The organism is Formosa undariae, assembly GCF_042427615.1.
GTDB classification, from domain to species: domain Bacteria; phylum Bacteroidota; class Bacteroidia; order Flavobacteriales; family Flavobacteriaceae; genus Formosa; species Formosa undariae.
The window spans coordinates 1,114,852-1,136,961 of sequence record NZ_JBHMEZ010000003.1 but is presented as its reverse complement, the minus strand read 5'-3'; the positions used below and the strand labels follow the sequence as shown (position 1 = coordinate 1,136,961).

Here is a 22,110-nt window from a genome sequence, read left to right as displayed (position 1 = left end):
ATGCCATTAATACAAACCATTTTTGTTTTTTAGTAGTACTATAAGCCAAAATCCTGTTCGTACTATGAAAGATATTCACATAAAAGACTTTAAAATTGATTCTAAAATCGATATTAAAACTTTAGAAACCAAAGTAGATTTAGACGCTTCGGAGAAAAAGATTGAAAAGAAATTAGATAAAATTAGAGTCAAGTTAGGGGAGTGGCAAAACACCATGTATGCGCATGGGAAATATTCTGTTCTAGTGTGTTTCCAAGGTATGGATACCGCAGGAAAAGACAGTTTGATTCGGGAGGTGTTTAAAGACTTCAATGTTAGAGGTATAGATTGTCATAGTTTTAAATCGCCTACAGAATTAGAGTTGAAGCATGACTATTTGTGGCGTCATTATGTACGTTTACCAGTACGAGGAAAATTTGGAATTTTTAATAGAACACATTATGAGAATGTACTAGTTACCCGTGTGCATCCAAATTATATTTTAGGAGAAAATATTCCTACTGTAACAGAATTATCTGATGTAAATGAAGCGTTTTGGGATAATCGTTTTGATGAAATTGTAAATTTTGAAAAAACAATTTCAAATAGTGGAACCATAATATTTAAGTTCTTTTTAAACCTTTCTAAAGACGAACAACGCGATAGACTGATTCGTAGATTAGAAAAGAAAAATAAAAATTGGAAGTTCTCGGCAGACGATCTTAAGGAACGCGCATTATGGGATAATTATCAAACGTGTTATGAAGATGCTATAAACAGAACATCTACACCAAATGCGCCTTGGTATAATATCCCTGCAGACGATAAGCCAACAGCACGTTTAATTGTTGCAAATATTCTTTACGAGACGCTTAAAAAGTATCAAGATATTAAAGAACCTCAATTAGATCCTGAAACAGAATCTAATATAGAAGCCTATAAAAAGCAATTAGAAAGCGAGTAGTTTAATCCTATTAAAGTCATTTTTACAGTATACATAAAAAATTATATGAAAAAATTAATTGTCCTAATTGCCCTGTGTTTAAGTAGTCAAGTATTTAGTCAAACAGATGAAGACGTCTTAAAACAAATATATAAAACTGCTTTAGTGGAAGGTAAAAGTTATTCTTGGTTAGAAACCTTATCGATAGATATTGGAGGCCGCTTATCAGGATCTTTAAATGCAGAACGTGCGGTAGATTGGGGTAAAGCAGAGTTAGATTCCCTAGGCTTAGACAAGGTTTGGTTACAACCCGTTATGGTACCAAAATGGGTGCGAGGCGCAAAGGAATTTGCATATATAAAAGCAGGGAGCGGAGTAACAACGAATGTTAACATTTGTGCACTGGGAGGATCTGTAGCTACAAATCCGTTAGGTGTTACTGCAAGTGTTGTAGAGGTTAAGAATTTCGAAGAGTTAGAAGCTTTAGGTGAAGCCGGTGTTAAAGGAAAAATCGTTTTTTATAACCGACCAATGCAGGCGGATTTAATCAATACATTCTCTGCTTATGGTGGTTGTGTAGATCAGCGTTATATGGGTGCTGTAGAAGCTGCTAAATATGGTGCTGCCGGTGTAATTGTAAGATCTATGACGTTAAATATAGACGACTTACCACATGCAGGAAGTATGACTTACGAAGATTTACCTGTGTCTAAACGGATTCCTTCAGCGGCGATTAGTACTAAAGATGCGAATTTATTGAGTACGATGTTAAAGTTAGATACATCACTTCAGTTTTACTTTAAACAAAATTGCAAACAATTAGCAGATGTAAAATCTTATAATGTAATTGGGGAGATCACAGGTTCTCAATTTCCAAATGAATATATTATTGTTGGAGGCCACTTAGATTCTTGGGATTTAGGTGATGGTTCTCACGATGATGGCGCAGGAATTGTGCAGTCTATGGAAGTACTTCGATTATTTAAAACGTTAAAGATTAAACCGAAACACAGCATTCGTGTGGTTATGTTTATGAATGAAGAAAACGGACTGAGAGGAGCAACCGAATATGCTAAAGAAGCCAAAGCTAAAGGCGAAAAACATGTGGTCTCTCTAGAAAGTGATGCTGGCGGATTTACACCAAGAGGATTTTCTTTCGATTGTACCGAGGCGTCTTTTAATAAGATATTAGGTTGGAAGCCATTATTCGAACCATACCTTATTCATTATTTTATTCAAGGTGGTGCTGGAGCAGATGTACGTCCGTTAAAAACAGATTCAAATATAACGGCAGGTTTAAGACCGGATTCACAACGTTATTTCGATCATCATCATGCCGCAAACGACACGTTCGATGCTGTAAATAAACGTGAATTAGAACTTGGTGCAGCATCTATGGCTGCATTGGTTTATTTATTCGATACTCACGGGATATAATTCTATTTTAAATGAAATCTATACTAATCATAATTTTATTACTAATTAACATGTCAATAGTTGCACAAGTGGAATCCGAGTTGCCTTATTATGAAATTCCTGAGAATTCGGAAACATACACAGCAGGAACGGTTATAGGTCGTGCTATTGATGGTTTAGGATTTCGATTTTACTGGGCGACTGAAGGTTTGTCGACAGCAGATTTAGATTTTAAATTAAATACAGAAATGCGATCTCCTTTAGAAATCATGACGCATATTCATGGTTTATCAGCTATACTTCGGGATGCCGCATTAAAAGTACCACATGTAAATGAAACGCTGAAAAAGCCTTTAACTTACATGGAGTTAAGAACGCAGACATTAAACAATTTAAAAACGGCTTCAGATATTTTAAAAGAAGAAGACGATTTAAAACCTTTCGATATGATTTTTAAAGGTCCTAATGGGGAGCGAACAGTTCCGTTTTGGAATGCTATTAACGGACCCATTGAAGATTCTGTTTGGCATTGCGGACAAATAGTTACAATTAGAAGAATGAGTGGAAATCCTGTTAACCCTAACATAAATCATTTTACAGGGAAAGTGAAAGCCTAATTTGAATTGTTTTAGATGCTTTTAATCCATGCTGAACTCATCTTAGTAGCTCAAAATTTGAAGAAAAACCGTATAAATAAAGCGCCCCTGAAATATTTTCAGGGGCGCTTTATTTATTAAAAAGTAAGAAGAATAACGTTTATTCTAATTCAATAGCGGGCTCAATTTCTTTATGCATGCCTAAAAAGGTTGATTTTTTAAGGCTTAAACTGACTAAATTTTTAGTATAAACTATTCTAAACTTTTTAATTTTTAGAAAATATATAATTGTGTTTTTACTTTACAATGAAATCATATTCTCACAAAAAAGAAAATATGATATTAAAACATTAAATAAACATTATAAAATTCATTAATTTTACCGTTCAATTTTAATAATGATTATGGATTCTGTAAAAGAAAGTATTGAGAAGTTGGGATATATTCCTGTGTCGGAAGATGCAAAGAATATAGATTATGTCGCAGAGATTAAAAGGCTGAAAAAGGAGAAAAATGCTGTGATTTTGGCGCATTATTATCAGGAACCAGTAATTCAAGATTTAGCAGATTATGTTGGAGATAGTTTAGGATTATCTTATAAAGCGGCAGAAACGGATGCTGATATAATTGTATTTGCAGGCGTACATTTTATGGCAGAAACTGCAAAAATTTTAAATCCGTCGAAGAAAGTTATTCTACCAGATTTAAACGCAGGTTGTTCTTTAGCCGATTCTTGTAGTGCTGAAGATTTAGCAACGTTTAAGAAGAAATATCCAGGTCATATTGTTATTACGTATGTAAACACATCGGCAGAGGTAAAAGCACTTAGTGATTTATGTTGTACGTCTTCAAATGCTAAAAAAATAGTAGATTCAGTACCTTTAGATCAACCTATTATATTTGCTCCAGATAAAAATTTAGGAGCATGGATTCAAAAGGAAACAGGTCGTGATATGGTATTATGGGATGGCGCTTGTATTGTTCATGAAGCATTTTCTATGGATAAAATATTAGCTGTTCATAAGGAAAATCCGAATGCTAAAATTATTGCTCACCCAGAATCTGAAGCTCATTTATTAAAAATAGCTGAATATGTAGGGTCTACAGCAGGACTTATTAATTATGTAAAAACCAATCCTGCAAATGCGTTTATTGTAGCGACTGAAGCGGGTATTTTACATGAAATGCAAAAAGAAGTGCCTAATAAAATATTAATTCCGGCACCTGCAAAAGAGAATAATACGTGTGCATGTAGCGAATGTGCTTATATGAAAATGAATACATTGGAAAAGCTTTATACGTGTATTAAGCATGAATTGCCAGAAGTTCATGTAGACGAAGCAATTCAAAAACGTGCTTTAGTTCCTATTCAACGCATGTTAGAAATCTCATAAAACAAAAAATGAGTCAAAATAATACAGATTATTTAATATTAGGATCGGGAGTTGCAGGTCTTACTACAGCCATTCGTTTGGCAAAATCTTTACCAAATAAAGAAATTTTAGTTGTTACTAAAGCCAATAAAAGTGAATCGAATACAAAATATGCTCAGGGCGGTATAGCCGTAGTTTGGGATAAATTAGATTCATTCGAAGATCATATTGAAGACACTATGATTGCGGGAGAATATCACAACGATCGCGAAGTCGTTAAGATGGTCATAGAAGAAGCACCAGATTGTATGAGGCAACTCATGTCTTGGGGAGCAGATTTCGATTACGATGGAACAGGTAAATTTGATTTAGGTAAAGAAGGCGGACATTCTGCTAATCGTATTATTCATCATAAAGATATTACAGGTTTAGAAATAGAGCGTACGCTTTTAGATCAGGTAGCAAGCCTAGAGAATATTAAAGTGTTACCGTATCATTTTGCTATTGATTTAATTACCGATCACCAATTAAAAGAATCCGGAGAAGATATAAATAATATTCGTTGTTACGGGGCATATATAATGAACCAAAAAACGAATGCTATCGTTCCTTATATAGCTGGTAAAACCATTTTATGTGCCGGAGGGATTGGACAGGTTTACGCCTCTACAACCAACCCTTTAATTGCAACAGGAGATGGAATTGCTATGGCCTATCGCGCTTTAGCAAAAATTAGAGGAATGGAGTTTGTACAGTTTCATCCTACGGCCTTATTCGAACCCGAACAAAGTCCGTCGTTTTTAATTTCTGAAGCTGTTCGTGGATTTGGAGCTTATCTTAAAAATAAAAAAGGAGAACGTTTTATGCTCGCAATCGATGAGCGTGGAGAGTTAGCACCGCGAGATATTGTTGCAAGAGCTATAGATAACGAAATCCATACTACCGGAGAACGCCATGTCTATTTAGATTGTACTCATTTAGATTATGAAGCCTTTATAAAGCATTTTCCTAATATTAATGAGAAGTGCTTAGGTATTGGTATAGATATTAGAAAACACATGATTCCTGTTGTACCAGCTTGCCATTATGCTTGTGGAGGTGTAGAGGTGAATAAGAATGGAGAATCGACTATTGAAGATTTATATGCCGCAGGAGAATGTACAAGTACAGGTTTACACGGTGCAAACAGATTAGCCTCTAATTCATTGTTGGAAGCATTAGTATATGCTAATCACATTGCCGATCATATTATAGAGAATGTGGATGAGGTTAAACCGATTAATGTTAATGCACCAGATTGGAACGACGATGGCACATCGACACCCAAAGAACTTATTTTAATTACACATTACAGAAATACAATTCAGCATATTATGTCCGATTTAGTGGCTATAGTGAGAACTAATAGTAAGCTAAAAGAGGCCGCTAAACATTTGCGCTATGTTGAAGATTCTACACAAGATTTGTATGTAGGTTCTAAGTTATCCGTTCAGATTTGTGAACTCCGTAATTTAAATACTATTGCAAATTTAATTGTAGAACAATCTGCAGGACGAAAAAAGAATATGGGAGGTTTCTACAATTCAGATCTCGTAATTGCTGAATAGAAATACACCAAGTTAATACTGGATATCCTGCTTTATAAAATGAACTTTTATTCAGCAGGATATTTTTATTTAAAGACGCTCGAAGTATAAGACATAAAAAAAGCGCTAACTGTTTAGGTTAGCGCTTTTTGGCTTTTATATGGTAACTTCAATTTGATTTTTTAATATATCCTCTAGAGTTTCTCGCTCTCTAATTAACAATGCTTTGTCTTTGTGCCAAAGCACTTCGGCAGGACGAAAACGTGAGTTATAGTTAGAAGCCATAGAATAACAATATGCTCCAGCATTTTGGAAACCTATAATATCGCCTTCAGTAATTTCTGAAATTCTGCGGTTATTTGCGAATGTATCTGTTTCACAAATATAACCAACAACAGAGTAAAAACGCTCACGTCCTTTAGGATTTGAAATGTTTGTAATTACATGTTGAGAGCCGTAAAGCATCGGACGAATTAAATGGTTAAAACCAGAATCGATTTGTGCAAATACAGTCGATGTGGTTTGTTTTACAGAGTTTACTTTAGCTAAAAAGACTCCAGATTCACTCACTAAAAACTTGCCAGGTTCGAAACCTAAGGTTAATTCTTTTCCGTATTCTTTACAGAATTCGTTGAAGCGTTTTGAAAGTTTAGTTCCAAATTCTTCAATATTAGTTTCAATATCACCTTTAGAATAAGGGACTTTAAAACCAGATCCGAAATCTAAAAATTCTAAATCTTTAAAATGTTTAGCCGTATCGAATAAGATTTCACTGGCATATAAAAAGACATCGATATCTAAAATATCACTACCAGTATGCATGTGAATTCCGTTAATATGCATTCCTGTATTTTCTACAATTCTTAAGATATGTGGAATCTGATGTACAGAAATACCAAACTTAGAATCGATATGTCCTACAGAAATATTAGCATTACCTCCAGCCATTACATGCGGATTAATACGAATACAAACAGGAACATTAGGATGCTTTGTTCCGAATTGCTCTAAAATAGAAAGGCTATCAATATTTATTTGAACACCTAATTTAGATGCTGCTTCAATTTCTTCAAGAGAAACACCATTAGGGGTAAATATAATTTGGTCTGCAGAAAAACCTGCTTTTAAACCCAATTGAACTTCTTGAATAGATACAGTATCAAGGCCAGCCCCAAGGTTTTTCATTAATTTCAGTATAGAAATATTAGATAACGCTTTTACGGCATAATTTACCTTTACCTGTTTCACCTTATTAAATGCAGATGTTAAACGTTTATACTGTGCTACTATTTTTTCAGAGTCGTACACATACACCGGACTTCCAAAGTCACTTGCAATTTTTAATAAAGTGTTATTATTCATTTTATGATAAATTAAATTTGCCGCAAATCTATAAAGTTTTTGTCAGTTTAAGACTTATTATTTGTCAAAAAAACAAAGAAAAGAATACAGTATTGATATTATATCTATATAGATGATAAAAAATATTGGTTAAAACATATTCGTTGATTACATTTGTGCAGCAATAAATTAAAATACTAATGAACTTACACGAATATCAAGGAAAAGAAATTTTAAATAGTTTTGGCGTACGTATTCAGCGCGGTATTGTAGCACAAAGTGCTCAAGACGCTGTTGTAGCTGCAAAACAGTTAACATCGGAAACAGGTACTAGCTGGTTCGTAGTTAAAGCCCAAGTTCACGCAGGTGGACGTGGTAAAGGTGGTGGCGTTAAATTAGCCAAGAATTTACAAGAAGTAGAACAAATTTCTGGTGAGATTATAGGTATGGACCTTGTAACTCCACAAACATCTGCAGAAGGTAAAAGAGTACACCAAGTATTAGTTGCTGAAGATGTATACTATCCTGGAGAATTTGAAACAGAAGAGTTTTACGTATCGGTATTATTAAACCGTGCTACAGGACGTAACATGATTATGTATTCTACTGAAGGTGGAATGGATATTGAAACTGTTGCAGAAGAAACTCCGCATTTAATTTTTACAGAAGAAATCGATCCAACAGTAGGTATTTTACCTTTCCAAGCAAGACGTGTTGCGTTTAACTTAGGATTATCTGGAAACGCTTTTAAAGAAATGACGAAATTTGTTACTAATCTGTATACAGCTTACGTAGAGTCTGATTCTTCTTTATTTGAAATTAATCCAGTTTTAAAAACTAGCGATAATAAAATTCTTGCTGTAGATGCTAAGGTTACTATTGATGACAATGCATTATACAGACATAAAAACTACCTTGATTTACGTGACATACGTGAAGAAAGTGCTATTGAAGTTGAAGCAGGGAAATTAGGATTAAACTATGTAGACTTAGACGGAAACGTTGGATGTATGGTTAATGGTGCTGGTTTAGCAATGGCAACAATGGATTTAATTAAGCAAGCAGGTGGAGAGCCAGCTAACTTTTTAGATGTTGGAGGTACTGCTGATGCTGCTCGTGTAGAGGCTGCTTTTAAAATTATTTTAAAAGACCCTAACGTAAAAGCAATCCTTATTAATATTTTTGGAGGAATTGTACGTTGCGATAGAGTAGCGCAAGGTGTTATCGATGCTTACAAAAACATGGGGAATATTACTGTGCCAATTATTGTACGTTTACAAGGAACCAATGCAGACATTGCTAAAGAATTAATCGACAATTCTGGATTAGATGTAATGAGTGCTACACAATTCCAAGAAGCTGCGGATAAAGTACAACAGGTTTTAGCATAATCTAAAACACAGTTTACTATTATATAAGAAAAAGCGTCTAACTTAATGGTTAGACGCTTTTTTTATTCGATTTGTAAAAAGTAGGCTTCTTACTAAGATTTTTTAGATTCAGATTTTTTAACGGGTGTCTTACTAGTCTCATTTTTTTTGGCCTCACCTTTCTTAGGTAATGGACCTCGTAAATGAATGACCAATCCATTTAAAAAGTTTCTTAAAATCTGATCTCCACATTCCATATATTTTGGATGATCTTCCTTTCTAAAAAGGGCTCCTAATTCACTTTTACTGATTCTAAAATCTACTAATTCTAAAATCTTCACGATATCATCGTCTCTTAATTTAAGAGCGACACGTAATTTTTTAAGAACATCATTATTTGTCATATTGCTATTTTTTATATTTTTAAAATCTATGTTTATGGTGTTGTTACAAAACTGCTTTCTTCTCTTAAGAATGAAAATTCTTAGTATTTAAAAGTAGTTAAATGTATACTGTTATTTTGTTTTTATTCTATAATTAAGGTAAGATTGTGTTTAACTTGCAAATAGTGAGTTTGTTATGATGTTATACTGTAGGTAATAACATATTAAAATTATTTAATTTTCGACAAGTTACATTATATATGCGATTATTAAATGCCTAATATAATTAACTTTAGCGCAATAATAATTAAGATTCCTTTACATGTTAAATCGCATAGAGAAATTGAGTTTGCTTTCTGAAATGATTGCATTCGCTAAAACGGATGAATTGATATCTTTTAAATATAGTTTTCTATTAAGTGTATCTCAACAACTGAATATTTCTCGGTCAGATTTTGAATATCTTATTGAAAATCCTATTGTTTATAAAAATCTGGAGTCTTATAGTGAACGCATTGTACAATTTTACCGCTTAGTGTTGTTAATGAACTTAGATAATAAAAGGCTCCAAAAAGATGATAATTTAGTTTTTAATTATGGACTACGCATGGGGTTGAGTCATGATTGTACAAATAAAGTCTTATACTTAATGGATGGTTTTCCTAATAATATGGTGCCATCAGATGTTTTAATCGATATTTTTAAGGTTCAGTATAATTAAATCTATGCTATAGACCGTCTTTTATGGTTATATAAAAATTACTGTTTTAATTTCTCCAGTTTATCTTGGTATATTTTTATTTCGTCACGAAATTTAGCTGCATGTATAAAATCTAATTCTTTAGCCGCTGCTTCCATTAATTTACGCCTGTCGCGAATGTTTTGTTCCAGTTGAGGTTTCGTTAAATATTCACTTTCTGGTTCTGCTGCTTTTAGAGCTTCCAATTCGTAACTATAGGTACTTACAGAGTTTTTTGCTAAAGCGCTATCTAAGCTTTTATTTAGTGCGGTTGGCACCATGTTATTAGCTGTATTATAACTGATTTGTTTCGCACGTCTATATTCCGTTTCATCAATTGTTTTCTGCATACTCTTTGTAATCTTATCGGCATACATAATCGCTTTTCCATTTAAGTTCCTCGCTGCACGACCTACGGTTTGAGTTAGTGATCTTGCCGAACGTAGAAAGCCTTCTTTATCGGCATCTAAAATAGCCACTAAAGATACTTCTGGTAAATCTAGACCTTCACGTAATAGGTTGACTCCCACTAAAACATCGAATAATCCTTTTCTTAAATCTTGCATGATTTCTACACGCTCTAAAGTATCGACATCACTGTGGATATAGCGACAACGGATCTGAATACGGTCTAGATATTTAGTCAGCTCTTCTGCCATACGTTTTGTAAGCGTGGTGACTAATGTCCGTTCGTCTTTTTCTATACGAAGCTGAATTTCTTCGATTAAATCATCTATCTGGTTTAAGCTAGGGCGTACTTCAATAATAGGGTCTAAAAGCCCTGTCGGCCGAATAACTTGCTCTACAAAAATACCATCACTCTTTTCTAATTCGTAATCGGCAGGTGTGGCACTAACATAAATAACTTGATTCTGTAAGGCTTCGAATTCCTCGAATTTAAGCGGACGGTTATCCATAGCAGCAGGTAATCTAAAACCATAATCTACTAAGTTTTCTTTACGGCTTCTATCTCCGCCATACATGGCATGCACTTGCGAAATGGTCACGTGACTTTCGTCTACCACCATTAAAAAATCTTCTGGGAAATAATCCAATAAGCAGAATGGTCTAGTTCCCGGTTGTCTACCATCTAAATATCTAGAATAATTTTCTATACCTGAACAGTAACCTAATTCTCGAATCATTTCTAAATCAAATTCGGTACGTTCTTTTAGGCGCTTTGCTTCTAAGTGTTTTCCGATGTCTTTAAAATAATCGTGTTGTTTCACTAAATCATCTTGAATACCTTTAATAGCTCCTTGAAGTACATCTGGAGATGTCACAAACATGTTTGCCGGATAAATAGTAAGACGATCATATTTCTCTATGATTTCGTTGGTTTGCACATTAAAAGCTTCAATTTCTTCAATTTCATCTCCGAAAAAATGAATTCTGAATGCATCATCGGCGTAACTCGGAAATATATCTACGGTGTCTCCCTTAATTCTGAAACTTCCGTGATTAAATTCTGCTTCGGTTCTAGAATATAAACTTTGTACCAAGCGGTGTAACAATTTAGTCCTTGAGATGACTTGATCACGTTCTAACGTAATGACGTTTTTCTGAAATTCTACAGGATTTCCAATACCATATAAACAAGATACTGAAGCAACAACTAATACATCTCGTCGTCCAGAAAGTAGAGATGAGGTTGTACTTAATCGAAGTTTTTCAATTTCTTCATTTATAGATAAATCCTTTTCAATATAGGTTCCGGAAACGGGAATGTAGGCTTCAGGCTGGTAATAATCGTAGTAAGAGACAAAGTACTCCACCGCATTATCTGGGAAAAACTGCTTGAATTCTGAATATAGCTGAGCCGCTAACGTTTTGTTATGTGCTAAAACTAAAGTAGGGCGTTGCACCTCTTCGATAACATTAGCAACGGTAAAGGTTTTTCCTGATCCTGTAACACCCAAGAGTGTTTGGTATTTCTCGTCGTTGTTTATGCCTTCAGTTAATTTTTTAATCGCTGAAGGCTGATCTCCGGTAGGTTCGAATTCTGATTTTATTTTAAATCGCATATCGCAAATTTAAACATTTTGAATGGAGAAAAATAAAAGTAATGCGCAGTTTTATTATCGTTTTAACGTGAAATGGCCGCTGCGTTCAAAATCTTCAGTTCCATTTTTTATTCTTGCCACATACCAATAATCGTCAGTAGGCATTGGAGCACCATTGGATAATCCATTCCAGCCATCTTCAAATGTAGGATTGTTATTTTTATTAAGCACAGCGAGTAGTTTACCGAATCGATTAAAAATTTGTACTTCAGCTTCAGCTAAGTCTTCAATTCCGATAATATGCCAAGTATCATTATAACCATCTTGGTTAGGTGTGAAAAACTTTGGAATATCTACAACAGTTACGGTAGTAATCCCTTCAGAACACCCTAAGTCGTTACTTACAAATACGGTGTGACTTCCTATATTTACATCTGTAAAAATGTTAGACGTCTGAAAATCTCCATGATCTAAACTGTATACATAGTTTCCGGTCCCTCCAATGACATCTACCGTAATGGTATTTGAATTTTGGAAAAAAGAAGCATTGGCTGTTAGGTTTAACGCTGTACCATTAGAGTTCGGTTGTAACGTAATAGGCTTTATAATATAACAACCTGTAGCGATACTGCTAACTCTAGCATGAATCTCAGTTCCATTAATTGGAGTTTTATAATTGTAAATATCACTTAACGGATTAGTTGCAGCATCTGCATCTGCATCTGTTTTGTAATATGTAATCTCACTAGAATTTAAATCGTAAACTAAACGGTTGTCTATTTCTTTTAAAAATAGTGTGCCTGAGCCATCATCGCAAAATTCAAAATCTGTCAAATCTTTTGTTGGAGATGGATAATTAACAACTAAATCTAAAGCCCTTACCTCGAAACAGTCTGTATCTGGATCTTTAGCAACAACATAAATAGTATTAATGCCAACTGGTTTTACATAGGTCTGATCGGCTTCTAAAGAATTGGTAATCTGATTTGAAATATTTAGTGAATTAGCATCATCAATATCTTCAAAAAAGTAAATTACAGGAGCATTATACCCGGTTTTTAAAGTAAGATCTAAAGTTGTTTCTTCTAAATTAAAGAGCATGTTATTCCCAACATAATCAGGCGAACACACAGAAGCGATCGATGAGCTTTTAAAATTAGGTGTATCGTTAATTTTTATTAATAGAGTTTGAACGATGTAACATTCTGTTCCAGGGTTTTTTATTTGGACAAAAAGATTATGTTTTGCCTGATTAGCAGAAATTTGATAAGAATTTGTTTTTAAAATAAAACTATTTAAAGAAGCTTCGGCTTCTGCTTTATTTTCGTAAAAAGAAACGACTAAAGGTACGCCTGTAAGCGATTCTAATTCAGCTTCAACATCGTCTAAGTTAATTTCGGTATACGCTTGACCAGGAACAACACATACAGATAAATCGAAAGGTATAGGTGCAGGTGTTTGTCCTGTTCTTAAAGTGATTGCTTGCTTAACCGGATTGTCGCATAGTGTATTATTCTTATTTCTGGCGATCGCATAAATTGTTATGGTCTGATCGTATGGCACAGATATTTCGGAATTAATAGTATATGGATTATCATCAGCATCATAAAAAGTCACCTCAATCTCAGATGCTATATAATGGTTAAATAATTGATATAAATCGATATTTCTTACAGGAACAACTTCTATATCACATTCAAAAAATTCTGTTTTATTAAATTCTGGTTGTAGAAATACGGCGATATTAATAGGATCTATTACTGGGCAAATCGATGTGTCTTTCTTGTTGGTAACTCGACTATAAATAGTCTTAGTAGTTGTTGTATAAACATTAGGATCTAAAAAATTAGAATTTCCTGCTTCAGCATCACTTAGGTTTTCATAAAATTTTATATCAATAGCTTCAGGTGCAATATGAGCATTGGCAGCATCATTATTAATAATATCTACTAATTCGGTTTCAACGAAATCTAAGGTAACTTCTAACTCAGGATTAGTTACGCAATATTGGAAATCTGTGTAGGTTAAATGAACCTGTGGCATATCTACTACATCGATAACAATGTCTATAGCATCAAAACAATTACCAATAAGAATTCCATCGGTAACGCCTATTTTAGTGACTCTGGCATATAATATACCATTAATAATATCTGTATGATCTAGATAATCTATTGGAAGTTCGTTCTCGTCTAAATCGCGATTATCTGCAGTTAAATAATACTGAATTTGAATGTTATCCTCATTACTATTATCAATTATTAAATCTTTATACGTTTTTAAATCGATTACCCTATCGTTATAACAAATTAAAGGTAAAAAAGGTCGGTCTCTGTAAATTATTCCTGGTGCTTTAAAAATTTGGAAACTGGTCGAAATTTGACCGCAATCCGGATCTTCCACTTTAACATAGATGGTCTGGGAGTCGTCTTCTACGCCATCTCCATCTAAATCCGGAATGGTATAATCTGCTATTTGTGCGATTTCGCTAGACGTGCTACTACTAGGGTTGCCATCGTAAAAAGTCACTGTAAGGTTTTGAATCTTACTTTTAATATCGTTGGCAATCTGAATTAAATTAAAAGAGGTTCCTCCACATACCGCATAATTTTCAATAGCCGAAAAGTTTATTGAAATAGTCGGATAAATATCGATTTTGGCAATAGCAGGACAGCCTCCTCCAAGAGGTTCTACACGAATAAAAATAATTGTAGGTTGGTTGTCTAGGTAAGCGTCTAGATTAGCTCCTTGTAGTTTATTTATATTCTGTGTGGCATCTTCCTCGTATCCAAAATATGAAATAATTAATTGGTTTGGGTCTTGTCCGTTTAATAATTCATCTGTAGCTATATCTAATTCCGCTGTGGTAATTCCTCCTCCAGGAGTATAAGTACACCCTGAAATTACAGTACTACTAGCATTGAAAAGTTCTATGCTCTCAGTTTCATCTAAAGTTAATGTTGTTGTCCCTGCACATTCAGTGTTATTATTTATAACTCTAACATATAACTGAGTTCTATTTCCTATATATGGTGAAGCAATGGGTTGCGAACCTTGTTCGGCTTGATATTGGGTGTAGTGATAGGTAACAGTGAAATCGGTAGTATTACCAGAATTAAATAAGTTGCTGTATGCTTCTAAATTAAACTCTAAATCATTATCACACCGGGTTATAATTTGAGGTTGCGGATTTGGTATTTTGTTTACCGATAAAGGAAAGTCGAATGTATAAGCACATGCAGTACTCGTTCTGGTAGCGATGGCTGTAATGGTTTCTGTATTTCCTGGAGCAATATCTATTTCTGTTATATTGTTTCCATTACGATAATACTTAATGTTATATGAATTTGCATTATTAGGAATCTGATCCTTTATATAATTGTTAAATTCGTCTAATATAAATTGTTCGGTTATAGAACTACAACGTTCTAACTCTGCATTGGCGTTTTTTGGGTCTAGTGCAATAGTTTGATTTGGAATATAATCGATTGTTATATCGTCGGAAATGGTAAATACATTAGTAGCACTTTGACCGTCTATACAGTCTGGTTCATAAACTTTTATATCCACGCTATAATTCCCTGCAATTGTAGCTGTAAAAGTTGGATTACTTGATATATAAGCACCGTCTTTATACCAGGTATATACGACCTCTTTATCGAAACTATTAAGGTTCGTTAAATCGACATCTAAATTTGAATATAGATTTGGAGTCAATTCTACATCAGAACATGTACTTATATTGTTTCCTAAATCGACATCAATATTAACTTCACTTTGTTTTATAAATACCGCGGTATCGAAATTAACATCCTTTTGATCGGCAACAATAAATTTGATTTTATATTTTTTGTAGGGCTCAATCGTATGCGTTGCAGTTAATGTTTTTGTACGGCCATCGAAGTTGGTACTCTCTATTTGCGAAACCGTATTTTCGTAATATTCTATGTAATTTGAACAACTCGTACCGTTAATCTCTTTGGTACTTACACTAGTATTTGTATTAGGAATTACCGCAATATTCTTAAAGACGGTCTCTCCTTCTTTTTGAATTAAAATAGCAAAACCATCGGCATAATCACAAATGGTATGATCTTTTTCGTATTCTTGAGATGCTAACACATAATCGAAAGAAATGGTTTCTGTAAGTGCCACAAAATCGAATTCTAATACGGTAGCGTTTACGGTGTTAGATATCCCTAATTGAGCTTCTAATTCTGAATCTCCTAACCAAGAAGTCGATCCTGAGTTTAACTCGTCTACAGACGAATTCCCTGCTTCATCAGCATTTCCGGTAGTTAGAAAAATACCATTTGCGAGTGGAAAATTATTTGCACGTCTCTCGAACGAACCATAACTAGAGAAAGATTCTCCTGAAACTGAAGCATTCTTTGGCGAGTTAGGATTGCAGATAACAATTCCATTCCCGGATAGTAAATTAGTATTAATTAAGCTTTCTGCATCGTTGGATGGGGTTACAGAAATTATTTGTGCAAACATTCCATTACAAAGAAAGACAAAAAGACATGTTATATATAGAGTTAATTTCATTTAGCTACTGTCAAAAGTTTAGTTCTTAAAAGAATACTTTGCTTAAAAAAAAGGGAGGGCAAAAGTATTCTGGTAGCAAAAATAGGCATTTCATCGGTAAAATATGCATTTCGCTGATACAAAATGCGTTATTATCGTTTCAAAGAGAAATGAGAGGTAAATTTTCTGCCATCAGATAGGGTGGCAGAAAACCAATAATCGTCTTGAGGAAGATCTATTCCATTTAATTTACCATCCCAATTTGGCTCGTTGAGATTAAGTACTTTTAGCAATTTTCCGTAACGGTCGAAAATGTTAACTCTAGATTTAGCCATAAACATTTGGTCCGCACCTTCGATTTTAAAAGTGTCATTATAACCATCTCCATTGGGTGTAAAGAATAACGTGAAACCAACTACATAAACGACGTGTTCCGAAAGGCCACAATTATTTTTAATGTCTTTAACTTTTATACTATACACCCCAGGACTTACATCTGTAAAAACAGGATTACTTTGGTAACCCCTATATAGCATACTACTTAATAGATGGTCTTGGTTTTTAAATAAGGCATATTCGTAAGTCCCTAATCCGCTAGCCGAAACCGAAATGTTGTTGTTATTGTTAGAGTAAGAGACTTTAGTGTTTACTAAATCTATAACCGCCACACCAGATTCTTCAGCAGTAATACGTTTAATTATAACACAATTAGTAGCGTTATTTGTTATTACGACCTCGTAAGTATCTGCAGAATCTGTAGTGAATTTATGTTGAGTCTCGCCAGAAATAACTACATTATTTAAATACCATTGATAGGTGTAGTCTGATTGTGCCGTAATTGTTATTCCTGCATTTAAAACCACTCTGGAACCAGTACAGTAATAAGCTGTTTCATATGTTATTATAGGGACTTGAGTATTTAATATAAATGACCTATCGGTGTAACATCCCATGATGTTTATGGCGCGCACAAATATTACCTGATTTGCAACGGTGTTTGTAAATGCTTCGGGATGGGTTATCGCAGGAGATGTTGATGCTGTATTGGGATCTGTTATAAAAAATTGATAAGTTCCATTGGAAGTGGTAATGGCTTCTTCTAGATTAAAGGTCGAGAGACCATCTGTATAAGGGAAAGTTCCGTCGCATTGCGAAATGTCTTGCACTACTATTACCGGACTAGGAATTAGATTTAAGGTGAAAGAGGTTGTTGCTGAGCAGTTGGTGTTGTTTATGTTTTCAACTTTAGCAATTATTTCTTGATTGATAGCCGTGATTTGGAAACGTGTGGGATCGGAAATAAGATTCTCATTCCCATTAGTATCACGTTTAAAATATGAAACTTGATATATTGAGGGATCTTGACCATTTAAAATATGATTGTCTTGATCTGTTAAGTCTACGATTTCGAGACTATCATTATCAAAATCACAAATGTTGTCTACTATAATAGTATTAGCTGTAGGGATATCGTAATAGGTTACAAAAGCATCTCCTTCCAATCTATCGCAAATTGTTCCGCTTGGTGGTGTAATATTCACCTTATAAAGACCTTCTTGGGAGGCTTCCATTTCCCAAGGGTTAGTGGCATTGGTTAAAGGCGCTCCGTTAAATGTCCATTTATAATCTGCTCCAACTATGTTTTGGGCTCTTAATGTATATGTGTCTCCTATACATAAATCTAAATTGCTAGTTTCTATGCCATTGCTAGCATTAATAATATCAATTTTTTGATCGAAAAAAGATTGTATAAATGGAGGTAAACCTTGGGTAGAGTTATTACCTCTTAAGTTAATAGCATTATGCACGTATTGTGCCGATACCCCTTCGATATTAGGGTTATTTATAACTCCTAAATACGGTAAGCCAATATTGTAAGTTGAAGCAAGGGCTCTATAAATTTTACCATCAGGCCCCAACTGTAAGGCACCTCTAAATAAATTCCTGTTATCTAAAACAATTTGAGAATTAGAAATATTTACGGCTTCCAAATCGTATTGAAGTAATGAGGAATAATGACTAGAAGCTGCCGTGCTCGTACCCGTATTGTTATCATTCGAGGCGTGCACATATAGAAACTTATTATTTGGAGAAAATTCTACACCATAAGACTTTGTACTGTTATTAGTAGAGGTAATAGAAATTTGTTGCGAATTGGTTACTAAACCTGTATCGGGATCAAAATCGTATAGAAATAAACCATCTTGCATGTTCGCACTAATTAGTTTGGTGCCATCGGGAGATAGTTTTAAAGCGCCTCGAGGATCTGAAATCCTAGACGAAATTGTAGATTTAACTGCTTTAGTAGAAATACCCGCCGCGTCAGTAATTTCATAAGCATAAAAAGTATTAAATAGATTACTGCTTTGTGAACCACTGGCAGTAGATAACGTAATTACCCAAATAGAATTTCCGTAACAATCTTTTACTACAGCACTAATTTTTTCAGAACTATAAGCTAATAAATTTCGATTTTTTGCGGTTACTCTACCTAAACCACTATTTGCACTTATATCAATTATAGAATAATTAAATCCTCTATTGTTACCCGCACCACCAACACTTGAACCTACGGTAAAAACATAGAATATGTCTGGATTATTAGGCTTGGGTACTACAATTGCCGATTGTGTACTAGAAGGGTCTCCATACAAATAAGAACCATTATCCATGATATCGTGAGTCTTATTGTAAACCGTAATACCATCGGTGTAAAATAGTAGGTTTCCGTTGGCATCAGAAATAGAAGAAGAACCTTCTTTCGTATTTAATTTTCCATTTAAAATAGGAGTAACTTGATTCGTGTTAGAATTAAAGTTTATTCCTGCATATTCACCAAAATACCAATTGGCTGCTTCGTATTGTGCATAGACAATACCATGTAATAAAAACAAAATGGCAATTAAATAATTTTTCATCTAAGGGAGGACTTTTCTAGTAGTCCTTCTAAAGATATTATAAATCTCTTTTCTCTAATAATTTAAATGATAAAAAGATAAAAATAGCTGTCCATGCTACAACAATAATGATGTCCGAACTGTGTACTGCATAGTCGTAAAACATCTCAGATTTCTCTGGGAATTTTGTCATCATAACACGCTGAAAAGGTTGTTTTATAAGGTTGTACATCGATTTTAGAGGAAAAAATCTTTGGATTTTCTCCGCGATTTCTGCATTTATTTGCCAAGTTAGAATTCCAAAAACGACCCATTCTACAATAAATAAAACAAAAAGGCCTCCTAAGGCAAAAGCTGAGCGTTTTACCAACATGGCTAAAAATAAGCATAAACTAAAAAATCCAACAAGTTTTACAAAGTAAGCAAGTAAGAAATTAGTCTCTCTAAAAATGATACTTAACTCGTTATAACTCGAATAGTATAATCCAATACAGAGCGTCGCCACTCCAATTAAAATGGTGGCAATTAAAGAGAAAAAGACAATGGTGTAGAATTTAGATAAGATGAATTCTTTCTTGCTCAGCCCATCGATAAGATTCTGTTTAATGGTTTTATTACTGTATTCGTTCCCAATCATACTGACCACAACAATGGCGAAGAAAAATTTAAATTGGGAGGCGAAAAAGGTGGTGATATGCCAAATTATAGGGAAATTAAAAATCCCTAATTCACCTAATTCAAGCGTGAATAAGCCAAAGAAATTTATTTTTATAGATGATAATATTAATACAGTAAACGGTAAAATAAATGAAATAAAAATCAATACTTTACTCGCGCGATTAAGTAGAAGTTTTTGTAATTCTAAATTTAAAAGTCGTAACATGGTCTTGATTTTTGGCTTATTGGTTGTCTGTTAATTGTAAAAATTGTTCTTCTAAACTTTGTTTACGTTTTACTAAATGCGATAAAAGAATACCTCTTTCGAATAACGTTTTATTTAATTCTAAAGCTTCCATCGGTTCATTTAAAAGCACTTTTAAAATGGCATTTTCTTCTGTTATAGTTCCAAATGCATCATGCATTTCTAAGAACCCCTTCAATAGGGTATTGTCTTCCGCTTTTAATTCAAAGAAACCATGGCTAGCAATCATCTCGTCTACACGGCCTGAATATAATTTTACACCTTTTCTTAAAACAACGACATGCGAACATACTTTTTCTACTTCATCTAATAAATGTGATGCTAATAATATGGTGGTTCCTTTTTGAGCAATTTGTCTGATGATTTCTCTAATTTGATGAATTCCTTGCGGGTCTAATCCATTAGTAGGTTCATCTAAAATTAAAATCTCAGGATCATTTAATAGGGCAGAAGCTATAGCTAAACGTTGTTTCATCCCTAAAGAAAAGGTTTGGAACTTACTGTGCTTTCTGTCTAAAAGTCCAACTACTTCTAGTTTTTCTTCAATTTTACTATAAGTGATTCCTTTTATTTTACATACCAATTTTAGGTTTTGGTAAGCCGTCATGTACGGATAGAAATTAGGACGTTCGATAATAGCGCCTACTTTCTTTAACGCATCGTGAGTAGAAACATCACCGCCAAACCAACTAAAATCGCCGGACGTTTTGTTTACTACATTTAAAACGATTCCTAGCGTAGTCGATTTTCCGCTTCCGTTTGGTCCTAAAATACCGTAAACATTACCTTTATTTATTGTAAAGGAAAGATTATTTACAGCCGTAAGTGGACCGAATTTTTTTGTAAGATTGTTAATTGTAAGGATGCCTGCCAAAATGGATCGTTTTAGTGGTTATATTAGTAAGACGAATATCAATTAAATTTGTTACAAGCTAATAAAATAAAGCATAAAATTGAGTAAATTTGTGAATATGGATGATTTAAAAATTTCAAAGAAGAAGCCTTCATTTCCTGTTATTAAAAAGTTAGATCGTTATCTTTCTGAATATAACAGAAATTTTGAACTGCCTATTTTTTACGATGATTTATTGCGTTTTCAAGGGGCTATAACCGTTTTCGATAAAGACGATGAAGATACACTTTGGTTGCGTGTGTATTATAGTGAATATGACCGAGAGGAAATAGATTTAGCTTTAAAACGAGTGTATTCGAATCTGGTTTCTGATGGTAGTGAAAAGATTTTTCAGTTTTTAAATGTAGACTGTATAGACTTTTGCACCTTCGGAAATTCGCAACCATTTCGTATTAAAGTACGTAATATTTTAAATGATAACTATACTCATTTTTATATTAAAAAGGCTGATGCATCTCGTATTTATGGCTTGGAATTAGAGCATATGCTATCTCCAAATAGTCTTAACTTTTTGGTGTATAAAGATACGTTGATTGAAGAGCACATTGCAGGTATTCCTGGGGACGTGTTTATAAAAGATATGTTGCCAAATTGTACAAAACCTGAAAAAGCGCAAATTGCCAAAGAGTTTGTGAAATTTAACGAACGTTGTATGATTCGTTTATTGGGAGATATGCGTTCTTATAACTATGTTGTAATTCCGACTCACGATTTTGATCAGATTGTATATAAAGTACGTGCTATAGATTTTGACCAACAATGTTATGAAGGTAAATTTAATATTTACCGTCCGCAGTTTTTTAAAGAAAACTATCAAATGGTTAAACTTGTCAAAGAAAAAATTAGTGAAGCATCAATAGATCAATACAAAGTCGAAGAGCGTTCTATTATAGCTAAACGGGTAATTAGTTATAACAAGCGTCTTACCAAGTTAATTGACTGTATGATGCATGATAAAATTTCTACAGATGAGAATTTAGAACAATTAAAAGCTGTAATTTATGACTATACCTTAGATATGAATTTTAAATATTGTAAAACTATGGGCGAGATTTTAAAATATGCTTTAGCCTTCGTAAAACGTAATTACGAAGACGTTAACATGAAAAAAATATAGTA

The 22,110-nt window shown here is 33.8% G+C and carries 15 protein-coding genes; 8 read left to right on the top strand and 7 right to left on the bottom strand.

Annotation, left to right across the window (positions count from 1 at the left end):
- Positions 1-64: 64 nt before the first annotated feature.
- The 5 genes from ACFFVB_RS08070 (at position 65) to nadB (ending at position 5,914) form a co-directional block, all read left to right on the top strand.
- Positions 65-943, top strand: coding sequence for a PPK2 family polyphosphate kinase (locus ACFFVB_RS08070; protein WP_382382204.1), 879 nt, complete (start codon positions 65-67; stop codon positions 941-943).
- Between the two features lie 45 nt (positions 944-988).
- Complete coding sequence (locus ACFFVB_RS08065) at positions 989-2,359, top strand: M20/M25/M40 family metallo-hydrolase (RefSeq protein ID WP_382382203.1); 1,371 nt, start codon at positions 989-991, stop codon at positions 2,357-2,359.
- A 50-nt stretch (positions 2,360-2,409) separates the two neighbouring features.
- Positions 2,410-2,955, top strand: coding sequence for a DinB family protein (locus ACFFVB_RS08060; RefSeq protein WP_382382202.1), 546 nt, complete (start codon positions 2,410-2,412; stop codon positions 2,953-2,955).
- Positions 2,956-3,338: 383 nt separating this feature from the next.
- A complete protein-coding gene (gene nadA, locus ACFFVB_RS08055; protein ID WP_382382201.1) occupies positions 3,339-4,328 on the top strand; it encodes a quinolinate synthase NadA in 990 nt (329 codons plus the stop codon).
- Between the two features lie 8 nt (positions 4,329-4,336).
- Positions 4,337-5,914 (top strand): L-aspartate oxidase, encoded by a 1,578-nt coding sequence (gene nadB / locus ACFFVB_RS08050; protein WP_382382200.1) that lies wholly within the window; start codon positions 4,337-4,339, stop codon positions 5,912-5,914.
- A gap of 135 nt (positions 5,915-6,049) precedes the next feature.
- Here the strand turns inward: nadB and lysA are convergent, their stop codons facing one another.
- Positions 6,050-7,255, bottom strand: a complete 1,206-nt coding sequence (gene lysA / locus ACFFVB_RS08045) for a diaminopimelate decarboxylase (protein ID WP_382382199.1) — start codon at positions 7,253-7,255, stop codon at positions 6,050-6,052.
- Positions 7,256-7,434: 179 nt separating this feature from the next.
- On the opposite strand from lysA, the gene sucC reads away from it, so the two are divergent.
- Complete coding sequence (gene sucC, locus ACFFVB_RS08040; RefSeq protein ID WP_382382198.1) at positions 7,435-8,625, top strand: ADP-forming succinate--CoA ligase subunit beta; 1,191 nt, start codon at positions 7,435-7,437, stop codon at positions 8,623-8,625.
- Between the two features lie 92 nt (positions 8,626-8,717).
- Here the strand turns inward: sucC and ACFFVB_RS08035 are convergent, their stop codons facing one another.
- The gene (locus ACFFVB_RS08035; RefSeq protein WP_382382197.1) at positions 8,718-9,008 is read right to left on the bottom strand and encodes a DUF1456 family protein; all 291 of its coding nucleotides are present in this window, start codon (positions 9,006-9,008) and stop codon (positions 8,718-8,720) included.
- Between the two features lie 301 nt (positions 9,009-9,309).
- Here ACFFVB_RS08035 and ACFFVB_RS08030 point away from each other — a divergent pair, with 301 nt between their 5' ends.
- Positions 9,310-9,708: a TerB family tellurite resistance protein gene (locus tag ACFFVB_RS08030; protein WP_382382196.1), complete on the top strand. Its 399-nt coding sequence runs from the start codon at positions 9,310-9,312 to the stop codon at positions 9,706-9,708.
- Between the two features lie 38 nt (positions 9,709-9,746).
- Here the strand turns inward: ACFFVB_RS08030 and uvrB are convergent, their stop codons facing one another.
- The 5 genes from uvrB to ACFFVB_RS08005 all read right to left on the bottom strand — a co-directional run bounded on the left by uvrB (position 9,747) and on the right by ACFFVB_RS08005 (position 20,952).
- Entirely contained in the window at positions 9,747-11,750 is a 2,004-nt protein-coding gene (gene uvrB, locus ACFFVB_RS08025; RefSeq protein ID WP_382382195.1) for an excinuclease ABC subunit UvrB, read from the bottom strand.
- A 54-nt stretch (positions 11,751-11,804) separates the two neighbouring features.
- On the bottom strand, positions 11,805-16,280 hold the full coding sequence (locus tag ACFFVB_RS08020) for a T9SS type B sorting domain-containing protein (protein ID WP_382382194.1): 4,476 nt from the start codon (positions 16,278-16,280) through the stop codon (positions 11,805-11,807).
- Positions 16,281-16,411: 131 nt separating this feature from the next.
- Positions 16,412-19,177, bottom strand: a complete 2,766-nt coding sequence (locus ACFFVB_RS08015; protein ID WP_382382193.1) for a T9SS type B sorting domain-containing protein — start codon at positions 19,175-19,177, stop codon at positions 16,412-16,414.
- A gap of 37 nt (positions 19,178-19,214) precedes the next feature.
- A complete protein-coding gene (locus ACFFVB_RS08010) occupies positions 19,215-20,039 on the bottom strand; it encodes an ABC transporter permease (RefSeq protein WP_382382192.1) in 825 nt (274 codons plus the stop codon).
- A gap of 16 nt (positions 20,040-20,055) precedes the next feature.
- Positions 20,056-20,952, bottom strand: coding sequence for an ABC transporter ATP-binding protein (locus ACFFVB_RS08005; RefSeq protein ID WP_382382191.1), 897 nt, complete (start codon positions 20,950-20,952; stop codon positions 20,056-20,058).
- A gap of 97 nt (positions 20,953-21,049) precedes the next feature.
- Here ACFFVB_RS08005 and ACFFVB_RS08000 point away from each other — a divergent pair, with 97 nt between their 5' ends.
- Complete coding sequence (locus ACFFVB_RS08000) at positions 21,050-22,108, top strand: hypothetical protein (RefSeq protein ID WP_382382190.1); 1,059 nt, start codon at positions 21,050-21,052, stop codon at positions 22,106-22,108.
- Positions 22,109-22,110: the final 2 nt, after the last annotated feature.

Bases quoted from the DNA above. Each gene is read 5' to 3' on its own strand.
- ACFFVB_RS08070 (WP_382382204.1), top strand. From the start codon at position 65: ATGAAAGATATTCACATAAAAGACTTTAAAATTGATTCTAAAATCGAT.
- ACFFVB_RS08065 (WP_382382203.1), top strand. From the start codon at position 989: ATGAAAAAATTAATTGTCCTAATTGCCCTGTGTTTAAGTAGTCAAGTA.
- ACFFVB_RS08060 (WP_382382202.1), top strand. From the start codon at position 2,410: ATGTCAATAGTTGCACAAGTGGAATCCGAGTTGCCTTATTATGAAATT.
- nadA (WP_382382201.1), top strand. From the start codon at position 3,339: ATGGATTCTGTAAAAGAAAGTATTGAGAAGTTGGGATATATTCCTGTG.
- nadB (WP_382382200.1), top strand. From the start codon at position 4,337: ATGAGTCAAAATAATACAGATTATTTAATATTAGGATCGGGAGTTGCA.
- lysA (WP_382382199.1), bottom strand. From the start codon at position 7,255: ATGAATAATAACACTTTATTAAAAATTGCAAGTGACTTTGGAAGTCCG.
- sucC (WP_382382198.1), top strand. From the start codon at position 7,435: ATGAACTTACACGAATATCAAGGAAAAGAAATTTTAAATAGTTTTGGC.
- ACFFVB_RS08035 (WP_382382197.1), bottom strand. From the start codon at position 9,008: ATGACAAATAATGATGTTCTTAAAAAATTACGTGTCGCTCTTAAATTA.
- ACFFVB_RS08030 (WP_382382196.1), top strand. From the start codon at position 9,310: ATGTTAAATCGCATAGAGAAATTGAGTTTGCTTTCTGAAATGATTGCA.
- uvrB (WP_382382195.1), bottom strand. From the start codon at position 11,750: ATGCGATTTAAAATAAAATCAGAATTCGAACCTACCGGAGATCAGCCT.
- ACFFVB_RS08020 (WP_382382194.1), bottom strand. From the start codon at position 16,280: ATGAAATTAACTCTATATATAACATGTCTTTTTGTCTTTCTTTGTAAT.
- ACFFVB_RS08015 (WP_382382193.1), bottom strand. From the start codon at position 19,177: ATGAAAAATTATTTAATTGCCATTTTGTTTTTATTACATGGTATTGTC.
- ACFFVB_RS08010 (WP_382382192.1), bottom strand. From the start codon at position 20,039: ATGTTACGACTTTTAAATTTAGAATTACAAAAACTTCTACTTAATCGC.
- ACFFVB_RS08000 (WP_382382190.1), top strand. From the start codon at position 21,050: ATGGATGATTTAAAAATTTCAAAGAAGAAGCCTTCATTTCCTGTTATT.